Source organism: Mycobacterium sp. SMC-11 (genome assembly GCF_046250095.1).
In the GTDB taxonomy this organism is placed as follows: Bacteria; Actinomycetota; Actinomycetes; order Mycobacteriales; family Mycobacteriaceae; genus Mycobacterium; species Mycobacterium heraklionense_A.
The window spans coordinates 3,576,084-3,590,773 of record NZ_CP176430.1 but is presented as its reverse complement, the minus strand read 5'-3'; the positions used below and the strand labels follow the sequence as shown (position 1 = coordinate 3,590,773).

Here is a 14,690-nt window from a genome sequence, read left to right as displayed (position 1 = left end):
CCCGTGGACACACAGCGCACCCTGGAGTTCAACGCCCGTAACATCGCGGAATTCCGCAGCAGCGGTGGGAAATTGGGCGGACGGTTCGAAGGAGCCCCGGTCCTGCTGCTGACCACCACCGGTGCCAAATCCGGACAGCAGCGCACCAGCCCGATGATGTATCTCCCCGAGGGCAACCGGATCATCGTGTTCGCCTCGAACGAGGGCAAGGACAACCATCCGAGCTGGTACTACAACCTGCGGGCGAACCCCTCGGCGACTGTCGAACTCGGCACCGACACCTTTGCGGTCACGGCCACCGAGATCACCGGCGCCGAACACGACCGGCTCTATGGGATCCAGGCCGAGCGTTACCCGGGCTTCGCCACCTACCGCGAACGCACCCAGCGGGTCATCCCGGTGGTGGAGCTGATCAGATCCGACGCCTGACGCCTGCTAGGCGGCTTCGTCGCCGGGTGGGTCGGTATCACCCCGTAGGAGTTCTTCGGGGTGGTGGGCGTGGTTGATTTGGGGTGGTCCGGTGCCGTCGGTCCAGCCGAGGCGTCCGTTGGTGGGGATGGTGTGTTGGTGGCCGTCGGTGGTGTCGGTGTGGTCGCAGCCGCAGGCGAAGAACAGTTCGTCGGCGTTGGTGCGTCCGCCTTTGGCCCAGGGTGTGGAGTGGTGCACTTCGCAGTGATAGCCCGGCTGCAGGCAGTTTGGTCGGGTGCAGCCGCGGTCGCGGGCGTAGCAGATGAGGCGTTGGTCGGCGGTGGCGATGCGTTTTTGGCGGCCGAGGTAGAGCGGGCGTTTGGTGTGGTCGTCGAAGACGGCGAGGTAGTGAATCGATTGGGCGGCCATGGCGATCAGGTCGCGCATCGGCAGTCGGGATCCGCCGCCGGTCAGTGCCGGCGGTGGCATCGGGACCGAGGGGTCGCTTGTGGCGTGGGCGGCTTGGTTGAGTTCGGCCAGGGTGGTGGTGACCACGACGGTGACGGGGTGGCCGCGGTGGGTGCCGAGTTTGCCGGAGGCGATGGCGGTCGATAGGGCTAGGCGCAGGGCGTCGTGGCAGCGCTGCGCTGGACTGCGGGTATCACCGGCGGCCGGGGCGGTGGCATCGGGGTTGTGGCGTCCGGGGCGCACCGCGGCCGCAACCGCTTCGAAGTAGGCCCGGGTTTGAGGGTCCAGGAGGCCGGTGAGTTTGGACATACCGTCGGGTCCTTGGCGGCCCAGTGTCAGTGCGCGCCGTCGTGCGCGGTCCGGTCGCTGAACAGGCCGTCGGGGTTGAGGTGATCGGCGATGCGTTGCCCGATCTTGGTGAGCACCCCGGCATCGACTCTGCTGGCGTGGGAGACCAGGGCGGCCTCTGCCTGCGCGATCTGGGGCGGAGTCACCGAGGTGGGCAGAACATCGACGGCTTGGCAGATCGCGCGGATGTGGTCCTCCCCAATAGAACCGGATTCGACAGCGGTGGCCAGTGCCGGGAGCTCTGGTGGGATCACCGCGCCGGTCAGGGAGCGTCGGGGTCGAATGCGGGCCGCCAGGCGGCAACGCCGGGTGATCTCGCGTGGGGTGATGCGCAGCCGTTTCCAAACGGCGGCTCGTGCTTCGGCGATCGAACCGCAGCCGTCGGGTGGGTCGGCCAGTTCGCCGAAGATCCGATACATCAACCCGCGATTCACACGTTCCTGGTTTTCTAGCCGGTCGGCGACCTCGATGCGAATGGCGTTGCCCACCAGATCGGTCGAGGTCGCCCGCAACACCGCGTGGGCGGCGTCAATGGCATCGAGGGCAGCGCAGATCTGCTCTCGCGCCGCCACCGCACCCAAGGCTGTTGCCATACCCCGACGCTAAAAACCACCCCCGACACCAACACCAACGCCAAGCACGCAAAACGCCCGACTGTGGATCAACCCGCAACTGTGGATAAATCCCGTAGCATCGCGACCCATGGTTCGCTGCGCCTATGCCCATGACGCGGTCGTGGTGATGGAGCCCGGCGGTAGCCCGAACGCGCCCGGCGGAGCAATCGCCCGAGCATTGTGCGGCAGTTGGGATCACGCGCCGCCGTGCCCGCTAGCGCCCCACCACGTCGCCCACCATGTTGTCGGCGACGAAGTGGTATTGCGGGTGCTGTTCGCCACGGAAGCCGCCGACGAGCCACGCGTGCGAAGCCTGATCGGCGAAGCGCTTACTGCCGGTGAGCTGACCGGCCCCGACGGGCTAGTCAGCACCTGGCGGCTGAAAACGACAGCTGCCAGCAATATTCGGTCGAGCGAAGAGGACCACGCCGCGGACCTGACACGCGCCTGAAGGTGTCAGTCCCGGATATGCGCCAGCCGACTGGGGCGTTCCATGAATCGCGCATCGGGGGCAGCGAAGCCGAATTGCTCATACAAGCTGTGCGCGTCAGCGGTGTGCAGCGTCCACCGGAATTCCCGACCGGGGCCTTCGTCGATCATCGTCCGCAGCAACCCCTTGCCTATCTCCTGGCCGCGCTGATCACGAGAGACATAGACGTCATTCAGGTACGCGAAGGCAGCACCGTCGGACACCGCGCGGCAGAAACCGATCATCGCGCCGTCGTCGGCCCGGTAGGCGCCCACCATGCGCCACGCGCTGTCGAGCTGACGGTCGAACATGGCGCGGGTGCGGTACTTCGCCCAATAGGTGTGCTCGACCAGCTCGTTCCAGAGCCAGTCTCGATCCACGCGCGCCACGTCGGTCGAGAACTCAACACCGTCGAGGTTCGCCACCGCTACCTCCTCATCAGCCTCGGGTCAGGCACCACGCCACCGCGGTCAGCAGGGCGCCCATGCCCACTCGCCGGGCCAGCCGCGTCGTCCGCGGAATGTCGGACGGCGCAGGCGCCCGACCGTAGCCCATCCGGGCGCGATCTTCACGCCGATTTCCGTAGTACGTGTTGACCCCGCCGAGTTGCAGCCCCAGCGCCCCGGCGAAGGCGGCCTCGACCACCCCGGCGTTGGGGCTGGGGTGATGCCGGGCGTCGCGGTGCCACGCCCGCAGCGCTCCAGCGGGATCAGGACCCAGGGCAGCCGCCAGGCCACCGCTCAACCGGGAGGCCGGCAATCCCAGCAGGTCATCCAATCGTGCTGCCGCCCAGCCGAACCGGTCGTAACGGGTATTGCGGTGCCCGATCATCGCATCCAGGGTGTTCGCGGCGCGGTGTGCGACCAGGCCCGGAACACCGGCCACCGCACCCCACACGAACGACGCCACCACCGCGTCGGAGGTGTTCTCCGCCACCGATTCGACGACGGCACGCGCGACCTCATCCGGACCCAACGCGGTCGTATCACGCCCGACCAGGTTGCGTACTCGGGTCCGGGCCGACTCCAGGTCGCCGGCGGCCAGGAAGGCGTGCACCGTTTCGGCTTCGCGTTCCAGGGACCGGCCGCCGAGCACCGCCCAGGTGGTGAGGGCGGTCAGCGCCATGCGCACCAACGGATTCCGAGCCCTGCGCTCGGCGAGATACGCCAGACCGGTGACGCCGCCGACCAAGACCAAGACGTGGGCGACCCCGCTGGCCCGATCGTCGCGGTAGATCCGCCGCTCCAACGCCAGCGCACACGTCCCGAACCCGGCGACCGGATGCAGCCGCCGCGGATCGCCCCAAGTGCGGTCGGCGGCGTAGCCGAGCGCCAGCCCGAGTGCCCGGACCGCAATCACCGCCGCGTCCGGTCGAGTACGGCCAGCAGTCGATCGGTCAGGTCCGGGGGCCGTACCGCTATCCGCACCCAGGTGTCATCCAGGCCCGGAAAAGTGTCGGCACGTCGCACCGCAATACCGTGCTCGCGCAACGCCGTATGCACTCCGCGGCCGACCTGGGCCAGAACGAACGGGGCCAAGCCTGCGACGAACCGCACCTCACGCGCAGCGAGTCCCTCATCCAAGTGCGCCCGCCAGGACATCAACTGCTGTGCCCGGCACTCACTCTCGCGCAGCGCTCGCTCATCCGAGCAGGCCAGCATGGCGGCCAGTGCCGATGCGGACACCGACCAGGGAATCTGCAGTCGCGCCGCGTCGGCGAGCAGTGCGGGATCGCCGAGCAGGTATCCCGCGCGTACCCCGGGTATCGACCAGTGCTTGGTCAGGCTGCGGCTCACTAGCAGCCCCGAATGCCGCTCGCCGGAAAGGGTTTCCGGCTCGCCGGGAATGGCATCGAGGAATGCCTCGTCGATCAGCACCACCCGGCCCGGACGCAACAACTGACGCAGCGTCTGCGCCGGATGCAAAACCCCGGTCGGATTGGTCGGATTACCGACCACGACGAGGTCGGCCTCCTCGGGCACCGCATCCGGGTGCAGCGCGAAGCCGTCGTCGGCCGTGCACAGCACCGTACCGACGCTGTGGCCCGCGGCGGTCAATGCGGCATGCGGGCCGGTGTACTGCGGATGCACCACCACCGGGGAGCGCCACGGTCGCATGCGAGCCACCAGGTCGAAGGCCTCCGACGCGCCCGCCGTGGGCAGTACCTCAGCGGCGGTGCGACCGTGCCGGGCGGCCAACGCGGCGCGGGCCGCCGACGCCTCGGGGTAGGACACGGCGTCATCGAGGGAGGCATGTAGGGCGTGCTCGAGCCAGTCCGGGCGGGGCCCGGCATAGACGTTGACCGCGAAATCGAGCAGACCCGGCGCGGCCTCGACATCGCCGTGATGGTGCAGATCCGGACCGCCGAAGCCGTGCACCGCGTCGGCGAACCGCTGCGCCAACCCGGGATACCCGGCCCAATGGGTATGCAGGTAGGACGCATTCAGGCTCGTTGAGGCAAAACCGTCCGGGCCGCCGGGAAGTTGCCAGGCCGCGCTGACAGCGCGGTCGAAAACGGCCTGGGTGCGGTGAAATTCGTGCCCGGTGACCCGATCTCCCGCCCGCGCCAGCAGATTGTCGGCCACCGCCGTGGCTTCCCGATAGCCCAACGTCAGGCGCGGGGTCATCGCCGCATCCCCCGGCAGTGCGCCGACCCCGGCGTCATCACCCACCCGACGACACAGGTACGCCAGCCCGCCGCACTCGGCGACGGTCGGCACGCCCGCCGCGATCGCTGACCGCAGCGCACCCAGCAGCGCGGCGTTGGCGCCCAACGGTTCTGCGTAGATCTCCGGAAACCCGCCGCCCAGATAGATCCCGGCGGTACCGGCCGGAAGGCACGTGTCGGTGAGCGGGTCGAAGCTGACCACCTCGCAACCGGCGGCGCGCAGCAGCTCGAACGTCTCGGTGTAGCCGAAGGTGAAGGCGCGCCCCGCGGCGACGGCCACCACTGGGCGGCGCCTGGACGCCGCGCTGACCTCGGCAGCCGGATCCCAGGCGCTGTCGGACAATTCCGGAGCCTGACCCGCCACCGCCAGCAACGCGTCCAAGTCCACGTGCTGCTCCATCAGCTCGGCAAGACGAGCGGCCATGGCCGCCGACTCGTCGCGCTCGGCCGCCGGCACCAGCCCCAGATGCCGTGACGGTGTCTGTACGTCCGCGTCGCGGGGCAACATCCCGAGCACCGGAATGCCGCTGGGGCGCAATGCGGTCACGACTTCATCGGCGTGCCGGGCGCTGCCGGCCTTGTTGAGCACCACCCCGGCGATGCGCACCGCCGGGTCGAAACCGGCAAGGCCCGCCACGACCGCCGCGTGTGTCCGGGAGGCATGCGAGACGTCGACGACCAGGACCACCGGCGTTGCCGTCAACGCCGCGACGTGGGCGGTGGAGGCCTCGCCGTCGGTGCCCAGGCGCCCGTCGAAAAGCCCCATCACGCCTTCGATCACGGCGACATCCGCGCCGGCGGCGCCGTGCAGCAGCAGCGGCACGATCCGGTCGGCGCCCACCAGATACGGATCCAGGTTGCGGGCCGGCCGGCCGGTGGCCAGCGCGTGATAGCCGGGGTCGATGTAATCCGGGCCTACCTTGTGTCCGCTGACTGCCAAGCCGCGGGCGGTGAGCGCGGCCATCACTCCGACCGCCACCGTGGTCTTGCCGTGCCCGGACGCGGGCGCGGCGATGACCAGCCGGGGAAGGGAGGCGGCCACCACACTCACCATTCGATGCCGCGCTGGCCCTTCTGGCCGGCGTCCATCGGGTGCTTGATGTTGGTCATCTCGGTGACCAGGTCGGCGACCTCGATCAACCGCGGATCGGCCCGCCGGCCGGTGATGACGACATGCTGATGGCCCGGACGGTTGGCCAAGGTCTCCACCACGTCCTCGACATCCACCCAGCCCCAACCCATCGGATAGGTGAACTCATCGAGGATGTACAGGTCGTGGGTCTGTGCCGCCAGACGTTCCTTGATCTGGGCCCAGCCCTCGGCGGCGTCGCCGGCGTGATCCTCCACGCCTCCGGCCTTGCGGCTCCACGACCAGCCCGAGCCCATCTTGTGCCACTGCACCGGGCCGCCCTCGCCGGTCTCGGCGTGCAGTGCGCCGAGGCGCTCGAGCACGGTCTGTTCGCCGACCCGCCACTTCGCGGACTTCACGAACTGGAAGACCCCGATGTTGAATCCCTGATTCCAACCGCGCAGCGCCAATCCGAATGCGGCAGTGGACTTCCCCTTGCCGTCGCCGGTGTGCACCATCAGCAGTGGCCGGTTGCGACGCTGGCGGGTGGTCAGGTTGTCGTCGGGCACCGTCAACGGTTGTCCCTGCGGCATCAGGCGGCTCCTCTTCCGGTGGCATCGCGAACGACGTCGGTCAGTGCCTCGGCGCTGACCTGCGGCAGCGGCACGTATTCGGCCCGCAAGTGCTCGGCCAGCGTCCGCGCCAACCCCAGTCGCATCCGGCCGTTCTCGCAATCCACCACGACCGCCGAATATCCCTGTCCGGCAAGCTGGTCGGCGGCCAGAAGCGAGCGCTCGACCGGTTCGGCTCCGGCGGTGGCCCGCCCATCGGTCAACACCACCAGCAGCGGACGGCAGGCCGGCTCACGCAGCCGCTCCCGGCGAATCACCTCGGCAGCCTCCAGCAGTCCCTCGGCCAGCGGGGTGCGGCCACCGGCGGGCAGCTCGTCGAGCCGGACGGCGGCAATCTCCACCGATCCGGTCGCGGGCAAAACCAACTCCGCCTTGGTGTCCCGGAACGTCACCACCGCCACCCGGTCGCGGCGACGGTAGGCGTCGAGCAGCAAGGACAAGATCGCGGTCTTGACATGGCGCATCCGTTCGATGGCGGCCATCGACCCGGACGTGTCGACCACGAACAGCACCAGGTTGGCCTCCTGGCCTTCCCGGACGGCGCGACGAAGATCGTTCGCCTGCAGGATCATCCGGCCTTGAGCACGGCCCCGGACGCCCTGATGCGGCGCAGCGGCGCGCAGCGTCTCGAACAGGTGCAATCCGCCGGCGCTGCCGGATGCGGTGGCGCCCACCCGGCGTCCGGAGCTGGTGCGGGCCCTGCTGCGCCGGCCGGCGCGTCCGGAACCCACGCCGTCGACCGAGAAAAGCCGTGCCCGGTAAGGGGAGTCGGCGCCCACCGTCGAGGTGGAGCCCGGCTTGGAGTGCCCAGACGGCGTCGGCCCGCGCTGTTGGTCCGGCGGCGGCGAACCACCTTCGGGCGGACCATCGGGCTCGGGACCGTCGGGTCCGGGACCGTCCGGGTCAGGCTCGGGCTCCTGCGGTGGCAGCAGTTCGTCGAGTTCGGCCTCATCGAGACCCGGCGCGTCGAACGGCTTGCGTCGCCGCCGATGCGGCAGGGCCAACCGGGCGGCCACCCGCAGGTCCTCGACATTGACCGCGTCGCGCCCCTGCCACGCCGCATGAGCCACCGCGGTGCGGGCACAGACGATGTCGCCGCGCAGGCCATCGACGTCGAACGCCGCGCAGATCTCGCCGATCTTCACCAGCGCCGCGTCGGTCAGCGCCACCTTCCGCAGTAGCTCCTGGGCTTGATGGATCCGGGCCCGCAGCCGGTCTTCGGCCGCGGCGTAGGTCGCGGCGAAACCCTCCGGGTCGGCGTCGAACGCCAGCCGCCGCCGTACCGCCTCGGCGCGCAGCACCGGGTCGCGCGGGGCCGACACCTCGACGGTCAGACCGAACCGGTCGAGCAGTTGCGGGCGCAGCTCGCCCTCCTCGGGATTCATCGTCCCGACGATCACGAACCGGGCGGCGTGGGTGACCGACACCGAATCGCGCTCCACCGTCAGCCGGCCCATCGCCGCGGCGTCCAGCAGCAGGTCCACCAGGTGGTCGGCCAGCAGGTTGACTTCGTCGACGTAGAGGATGCCGCGATTGGCGCGCGCCAACAGCCCGGGTTCGAAGTCGACGGTGCCGGCGGTCAGCGCCCGCTCCAGGTGGATGGAGCCCACCACCCGGTCCTCGGTGGCGCCGACCGGCAGCTCCACCAGGCGCACCGGGCGGGTCTCGACGGCGGCGTCGCTGGGGAACGGGCCATCGGGGGAGAGCGAATTCGCCTCAGCGGGATCGGAAGAGAACCGGTCGCCGGCCACCACATCGATGGGCGGCAGCACCTGGGCAAGCGCGCGAACCAGCGTCGACTTGGCGGTGCCCTTCTCGCCGCGGATCAGCACCCCGCCGATACCGGGGGAGATCGCGCTCAGGACAAGCGCCAGCGCCATATCGTCGAGGCCGCCCGGGGCATCCGGGTCGCCGCCGAGGACAGCGGGAAAGGGGTACAGCTGTTGCATTGAGGCTCCGCTCGTGTGGCCAACACCTGTGTGTTGGCGACGCGAAGCCGGTATTCGGACTGACCGTGGCGCACGGAAATGCGCCGCGGAACACCGTAGCGGGCCTGCGTCGGAGTCACACCGACTTCCCTGGCGCTTCGCGCCGATACCCTAACACCGACGGAAAGGACACCAGTGATGACCGCACCCGAAGCAGACCTGACCGGATGGGTCGCCGAGCCGTTCACCGGCGGCGAGTTCACCCACGACGTATACCGCAAGGGCGAGGGTCCCGGCGTGGTGCTGATCCCGGAGATCCCGGGGATACACCCCGGCGTGCTGGCGCTGGGAAATCACTTGGTGGACAACGGCTTCACCGTGGCGATTCCTTCGTTGTTCGGCGAGCCGGGTAAAGCGATTACGCCGGGCTACGCCGCGGCCACGATCGCCCGGGCCTGCGTGGCCCGGGAGTTCGCCGCGTTCGCCACCGACAAGCAGCGCCCGGTCACCCAGTTCCTGCGGGCGCTGGCCCGTGACCTCAACGAGAAGACGCCGGGCAAGGGCGTCGGGGTGATCGGCCAGTGCTTCACCGGCGGCTTCGCGCTCGCCGCGGCCGTCGACGACGCGGTGCTGGCGCCGGTGCTCAGCCAGCCGTCCGTGCCGATTCCGCTGACGCTCAAGCAGCGCCGTGACCCGGGGCTCTCCGAGGTTGAGCTGGGCGTCGTCGCCGACCGGGCCGCGGGCGGCGGCCTGTGCGCTCTGGGTCTGCGGTTCAGCGAGGACAAGATGGCCCCCGGTGACCGCTTCGCGACGCTCAAAGCGCGGCTCGGGGACGCTTTCGAGGTCATCGAGATCGATTCCTCGTCGGGCAACGCGCACGGTCTGTCCCGGATGGCGCACTCGGTGCTCACCGACCAGGTCCGCGAAGTCGACGGCCACCCCGCCTACGAGGCACGCAAACGGGTGGTGGAATTCCTCACGCAGCGTTTGACCTAGCTACGATCGCCGCTGTGCCAGCCCAGCCCAGCCCAGCCGAACGCATCGCCGTAGTGGGCATCGGCGCCGACGGCTGGACCGGCCTCGGCGAGCCGGCGCGGCAAACGGTGCTGGCGGCCGACCTCGTGATCGGCGGGCCGCGTCACCTGGGCCTGCTGCCCGCTGTCGACGGTCAGCAGCGCCACGCCTGGCCGTCGCCGCTGCGCGCCGGGCTGCCCGCGCTGCTCGACGGGCTGGACGGGCAGCGCGTGGTCGCGCTGGCCTCGGGCGATCCGCTGCTGTCCGGTGTGGGCAGCACGCTGATCGAGCTGTTCGGAGCGCAGCGGGTTGCGGTGATTCCGGCGGTCTCGTCGGTCACGCTGGCCCGGGCCCGGTTGGGCTGGCCCGCGGACTCCGCCGCGGTGATCCGGTCCGCCGACGTGCACGCGGTGCTGCGGGAGTTGGCGCCGGGCCGGCGGGTGCTGGTGCTGTCGTCCGACGAGTCCACCCCGGGGCAGCTGGCCGCCCTGCTGACCGTGCGCGGCTACGGAGCCAGCCGGATGGTGGTGCTCGGCGATCTCGGCGGTACGGCCGAATCGCGGCTGGAAACCTCCGCCGCCAGCTTTGCCGGTTCGGCCCCGCGGCTCAATATCGTCGCGCTGGAACTGGCCGGGCCGCCGGCGTACGGCTGGGCGGCCGGCCTGCCCGATGACGCCTACGACCACGACGGGCAGCTCACCAAACGTGACCTGCGGGCCGCCGCGCTGGCGCGACTGGCCCCGGCCCCCGGGCAGCTGCTGTGGGACGTCGGTGCCGGCGCCGGCTCGGTGGGCATCGAATGGATGCGCTCGCATCCGACTTGCCGTGCCATCGCTGTCGAGGCGAACGACACCAGGGCACAACGCATCTCGGGTAACGCCCGCAATCTCGGCGTGCCCGCGTTGCAGGTGGTACGCGGCGCGGCCCCGCACGCGTTGGCTGACTTGCCCGCACCGGACGCGGTGTTCATCGGCGGCGGTCTGAGCCGCGAGGGGGTGCTGGCGGCCTGCCTGGCCGCACTGGCACCCGGCGGCCGGGTGGTCGCCCACGGCGTCACGCTGGAGACCGAGGCGCTGCTGGCGGCGGCCTACCGCGAACACGGCGGCGAATTGACCCGCATCCAGGTGGAGCACGCCGCGCCGCTGGGTTCCTTCACCGGCTGGACGCCGGGCCGGACGGTCACCCAGTGGGCGTTAACCCGGTCCTGAGCGGTCTCGTGCCGGGTCATAGAGATGGCTCTCGCCGGCGCACGGATCGGGCAGATCGGCTACCGCGCGGCCGACCAGGATGACCGCGGCCGACCGCAGGCCCGCCGCCTCGACCGCGTCGGCGATGTCGGTGATCGTCCCGCGCAGCACCAGTTCCTCGGGCTGCGACGCGCGATAGACCACCGCGACCGGGCAGTCCCCGCCGTACTCGGGCGCCAGCTCGCCCATCAGCGCCCGGATGCGGGTGATCGCCAGGTGCAACACCAGCGTGGCTTGCGTCGCGGCGAATGCGGACAGCGCTTCGCGCTGCGGCATCGCGGTGGAGGCGACTTGCGTGCGGGTCAACACCACCGACTGCGTCACCAGCGGCACCGTGAGCTCACGGCCGAGCACCGCCGCGGCCGCCGCGTACGCCGGCACTCCGGGCGTCACATCCCAGGGCACCCCGGCAGCATCGAGACGGCGGGTCTGCTCGGAGACCGCGCTGTACAGCGAGGGGTCCCCGGAGACCAGCCGCACCACCGCACGACCCGCCCGATGCGCGGTGACCAGCCGGTCGGTGATCGCATCCAGATCCAGGTCGGCGGTGTCGACGAGTTCGGCCGCCTGCGAGCAGTGCGCGAGCACCTGCGGGTCCAGGTAGCTGCCCGGGTAGAGCACCACGTCGGCGGCGGCCAGCAGGCGGGCGGCCCGCACCGTCAGCAGATCCGCCGCGCCCGGGCCGGCACCGACGAACTGGACCGCTAGCGCACCCATCGCGGCGTCCACACCCGCCCAGCCGCCGTCGCCCGGGTCGACGAGGCCCCTACCAGGACAAGGCATTTCATGTCGATGCTGTCGGTGTCCAGCTCACCCAAAGTGGTCACGGTCAGCGCCTCGGACTCCCGGCCGATGTCACGCCCGATCACCACCACGGTCGCCGCGTCCCGGTGTTCCAGCAGCACTTTGCGTGCGATCGCGATCTGGTCGGGGCGGGCGCGAGACGCCGGGTTGTAGATCGCCAGCACCAGATCGGCCTCGGCGATCGCCCGCAGCCGCGACTCGATGACCGCCCAGGGCTTGAGCCGATCCGACAGGCTCAGCACCGCGAAGTCGGCCCCGATCGGGGCCCCGGCCGCCGCAGCCACCGCCTGCACCGCAGAGACCCCGGGCAGCACCCGCACCGAAACGTGTTGATACTGAACATCGGAGGCCGCCTCGAACACCGCAGATGCCATCCCGAACACCCCGGCATCTCCGCCGGAGACCACCGCCACCTTCTCGCCCCGGGCGGCCAGATCCAACGCGAAACGGGCCCGGTCCAGCTCGACGGTGTTGCCCGAGGTGTGTCGCTGCAGACCTTCCCGCTGCGGAACCCGCGCGACGTAGGGGCCGTAGCCCACCACGTGGTCGACGGTGGCCAGAGCCTCGGCAGCCTCGCCGGTCAGCCAGCCCTCGGGGCCCGGGCCCAGCCCGATCACCAGCAGCTCGGCGGCGGCACACACCGGCTCAACGATCGCAGCGGTCTGGTCTGACGGGGCCACCGACGTCCTGGAGCGCCGCCCGTTGCGGGAGTCCCCGTCCACCACGATCAGCGACAGGTAGGGGACGCTGGCCTCCTCTACCTCGGCGACCGGCAGCCAGCGCTGCTGAGGATGACTGGCTCGCTCGACGTAGTACGCGTGCTCCAACCGGCCCGCGGCGGCCAGGGCCCGGCGCACGGCCGGGAAGGTGCGGCCCAGCTTCATGATGATGGCGCCGTCGGTGTCGGCCAGCCGCATCGCCAGCTCATGCTCGGGCAAGGTGCCCGGCAGCACGGTCAGCACGTCGGTCTGGCGCACCAGCGGCATCCCGAGCGCGGCGGTGGCGGCGCTGAACGCCGGCACGCCGGGGATGATCTCGGTGTCGAAGCGCGTCGACAGCCGGTCGTGCATGTACATGAACGAGCCGTAGAACAGCGGATCGCCCTCGGTCAGCAGCGCCACCGTGCGGCCCGCATCCAGGTGGGCGGCCAGCCTCGATGCCGAGGCCTCGTAGAAGTCGGCGAGCGCTCCGGCGTAACCGCCGGGGTGATCGGTGACCCCGGTGGTGACCGGGTAGCGCAGCTCTTCCTCGAGGACACCGGGCCGGATCAGGTCGGCGGCGATGGTGCGCGCATACGACGCCTTGTTGACTCCGGCGTGGTAGGCCACCACGTCGGCGTCGGCGATGATCCGGGCCGCCTTGCGGGTGATCAGCTCGGGGTCACCGGGGCCCAGGCCCACGCCATAAAAACGGCCGGTCATTCGGCATCCGAGGCGAGTGCGTTCAACGCCGACGAGGTGATCGCCGACCCGCCGCGCCGGCCGCGCACGGTCACGAACGGGATGTCGATGCCGTGGTCGCGGTGCAGTGCGGCCAACGCCTCCTTGGACTCCGCGGCGCCGATGAACCCCACCGGGCAGCCGACGATCACCGCTGGGCGCGGCCCGCCGTCGATGATCGTCTCCAGCAGGTGGAACAGCGCGGTCGGCGCGTTGCCGATCGCCACGACGGCGCCGGCGAGCTCGGGTTCCCACAGCGAGACGGCCGCCGCCGAACGGGTGGTTCCCCATTCCTTCGCCAGCTCTGGCACCCGCTCATCGCGCAGGTAGCAACGCACCTCGTTGCCGGCGGGCAGCCGCCCGGCGGTGACGCCGACGGCCACCATCCGGGCATCGCAGAGGATCGGCGCGCCGCCGTCGAGTGCGGCCCGCCCGGCCGGCACCGCGTCCGGGTGAATCAGCAAGTCCTTGGCGACGTCGGTCTGCCCGGCACCGTGGATCATTCGCACCGCGAGACGCTCGGCGGTCGCCGGGATGTGCGACAGGTCGGACTCGCGGCGGATGGTCGCGAACGATTCGACGTAGATGGCCGGACCGTCGGCGATGTAGTCGTAATGCCGAGACGGGCGCGTGGGCCTGCTCACGGGTTCGCCTCCTGAGCTTGGGGGATGAAGACACCCTGCCACGGCGTCACCACGAGCTCGGTGTGCTCCATCAACGATCGCCCGTGGTCCGCCGTGAGCACGCCGTCGGGCACGTGCACGTGGGTGCCGCCGGGCACGCTGCCAAACGGTAACGGACCCGACCGGGCCGGGACGCGCGGGTCGGCAGCGAGGGCGGGTTGCAGAGGTCGATCGAGTTCGCGGACATGCCACGGCGCATCCGGCCGCCCGCCGCGTGCTCTCTGGAATGCAACCGCCAGCTCGGCGAGCCGGGCGGCGGCGTCATCGAGGCGGATTACGGCGCCCCAGTCGTCACCGATCCGCAGCTGTGCCTCAGTGTCACTGAGCGCCACCAGGCCCGCGTCGCTTTTCCGATCGATCAGGTCGCCGCGGCCGTCGTCGAGGACGAACAGGAAGCGGCCGGGCAACCGGGCGAGTCGCGGATCGGCGCACAGCAGCGCGTCCAGCCGAGTCGCCACCGGGCGCAGGTCCGCCCGTCCACCGGCATAGCCGGTCTGCGGCGAGACCAGGATGTTGCGGACCAGCTCGTGGCTGCGCGACGGCAACAGCCCGGTCGATTCCAGGGCGGCCACCGCGTCGGGGGCGAGTGCACCGGCGTGATCAGCCAACCCGCGCAACTGCAGGTTGGCCCGTTTGGTCAGGTACACCGAGCCGTCGGCGAACTCGGCACTGACCTGCAGCAGCCGGGCCAGCGAGGCGGCCGGCAGCCGGCCGCCGACCAGGCGCAGCCGCACCAGCAGTCCGTCGTCGGCCACCCAGGGGCGCAGCACCCCTGGGCATCGATCGGCGCGCGTGCGCGGCGTGATGATCACCGGTCGATTCTCACACCCCCGCGATTTCGGCGCGGAAATCGTCGCTGCGCGGGCAGAACCGCGCCGAAATCACGTGCCCGTCAGCGC

General features: G+C 70.6%; 13 protein-coding genes, 1 pseudogene and 1 riboswitch. Of the genes and pseudogenes, 4 read left to right on the top strand and 10 right to left on the bottom strand.

Annotation, left to right across the window (positions count from 1 at the left end; all coding sequences use genetic code 11):
- Positions 1-3 precede the first annotated feature (3 nt).
- On the top strand, positions 4-429 hold the full coding sequence (locus ACKY0X_RS17120) for a nitroreductase family deazaflavin-dependent oxidoreductase (RefSeq protein WP_409427005.1): 426 nt from the start codon (positions 4-6) through the stop codon (positions 427-429).
- Positions 430-435: 6 nt separating this feature from the next.
- Here ACKY0X_RS17120 and ACKY0X_RS17115 read toward each other — a convergent pair.
- A pseudogene (locus ACKY0X_RS17115) lies at positions 436-1,643 on the bottom strand (DUF222 domain-containing protein).
- Between the two features lie 283 nt (positions 1,644-1,926).
- On the opposite strand from ACKY0X_RS17115, the gene ACKY0X_RS17110 reads away from it, so the two are divergent.
- Positions 1,927-2,289 (top strand): hypothetical protein, encoded by a 363-nt coding sequence (locus tag ACKY0X_RS17110; protein ID WP_046283489.1) that lies wholly within the window; start codon positions 1,927-1,929, stop codon positions 2,287-2,289.
- A gap of 5 nt (positions 2,290-2,294) precedes the next feature.
- On the opposite strand, the gene ACKY0X_RS17105 is transcribed toward ACKY0X_RS17110, so the two are convergent.
- The 5 genes from ACKY0X_RS17105 to ACKY0X_RS17085 are packed head-to-tail and all read right to left on the bottom strand — an operon-like array spanning position 2,295 to position 8,625.
- Positions 2,295-2,732: a GNAT family N-acetyltransferase gene (locus ACKY0X_RS17105; protein ID WP_409427004.1), complete on the bottom strand. Its 438-nt coding sequence runs from the start codon at positions 2,730-2,732 to the stop codon at positions 2,295-2,297.
- A 13-nt stretch (positions 2,733-2,745) separates the two neighbouring features.
- A complete protein-coding gene (locus tag ACKY0X_RS17100; protein ID WP_409427003.1) occupies positions 2,746-3,666 on the bottom strand; it encodes a cobalamin biosynthesis protein in 921 nt (306 codons plus the stop codon).
- Entirely contained in the window at positions 3,663-6,017 is a 2,355-nt protein-coding gene (locus tag ACKY0X_RS17095) for a cobyrinate a,c-diamide synthase (protein WP_409427002.1), read from the bottom strand. Before ACKY0X_RS17095 ends, ACKY0X_RS17100 begins: the two co-directional genes overlap by 4 nt.
- A gap of 5 nt (positions 6,018-6,022) precedes the next feature.
- The gene (cobO, locus tag ACKY0X_RS17090) at positions 6,023-6,637 is read right to left on the bottom strand and encodes a cob(I)yrinic acid a,c-diamide adenosyltransferase (RefSeq protein WP_409427001.1); all 615 of its coding nucleotides are present in this window, start codon (positions 6,635-6,637) and stop codon (positions 6,023-6,025) included.
- Positions 6,637-8,625 (bottom strand): magnesium chelatase subunit D family protein, encoded by a 1,989-nt coding sequence (locus ACKY0X_RS17085; protein ID WP_409427000.1) that lies wholly within the window; start codon positions 8,623-8,625, stop codon positions 6,637-6,639. The genes cobO and ACKY0X_RS17085 overlap by 1 nt, the downstream gene beginning before the upstream one ends.
- 27 nt (positions 8,626-8,652) lie before the next feature.
- A riboswitch (cobalamin riboswitch) is annotated at positions 8,653-8,793 on the bottom strand.
- Between the two features lie 9 nt (positions 8,794-8,802).
- Here ACKY0X_RS17085 and ACKY0X_RS17080 point away from each other — a divergent pair.
- Both ACKY0X_RS17080 and cbiE read left to right on the top strand, forming a co-directional pair.
- A complete protein-coding gene (locus tag ACKY0X_RS17080; RefSeq protein WP_409426999.1) occupies positions 8,803-9,600 on the top strand; it encodes a dienelactone hydrolase family protein in 798 nt (265 codons plus the stop codon).
- 14 nt (positions 9,601-9,614) lie between these two features.
- Positions 9,615-10,826, top strand: coding sequence for a precorrin-6y C5,15-methyltransferase (decarboxylating) subunit CbiE (cbiE, locus tag ACKY0X_RS17075; protein WP_409426998.1), 1,212 nt, complete (start codon positions 9,615-9,617; stop codon positions 10,824-10,826).
- Here cbiE and cobM read toward each other — a convergent pair.
- The 4 genes from cobM to ACKY0X_RS17055 are packed head-to-tail and all read right to left on the bottom strand — an operon-like array spanning position 10,812 to position 14,603.
- A complete protein-coding gene (cobM, locus tag ACKY0X_RS17070) occupies positions 10,812-11,582 on the bottom strand; it encodes a precorrin-4 C(11)-methyltransferase (RefSeq protein ID WP_409426997.1) in 771 nt (256 codons plus the stop codon). The genes cbiE and cobM overlap by 15 nt on opposite strands.
- On the bottom strand, positions 11,570-13,090 hold the full coding sequence (locus ACKY0X_RS17065; protein WP_409426996.1) for a precorrin-2 C(20)-methyltransferase: 1,521 nt from the start codon (positions 13,088-13,090) through the stop codon (positions 11,570-11,572). Before ACKY0X_RS17065 ends, cobM begins: the two co-directional genes overlap by 13 nt.
- Positions 13,087-13,752, bottom strand: coding sequence for a precorrin-8X methylmutase (locus tag ACKY0X_RS17060; protein ID WP_065041558.1), 666 nt, complete (start codon positions 13,750-13,752; stop codon positions 13,087-13,089). The genes ACKY0X_RS17065 and ACKY0X_RS17060 overlap by 4 nt, the downstream gene beginning before the upstream one ends.
- Complete coding sequence (locus ACKY0X_RS17055) at positions 13,749-14,603, bottom strand: nitrite reductase (protein ID WP_409426995.1); 855 nt, start codon at positions 14,601-14,603, stop codon at positions 13,749-13,751. Before ACKY0X_RS17055 ends, ACKY0X_RS17060 begins: the two co-directional genes overlap by 4 nt.
- Positions 14,604-14,690: the final 87 nt, after the last annotated feature.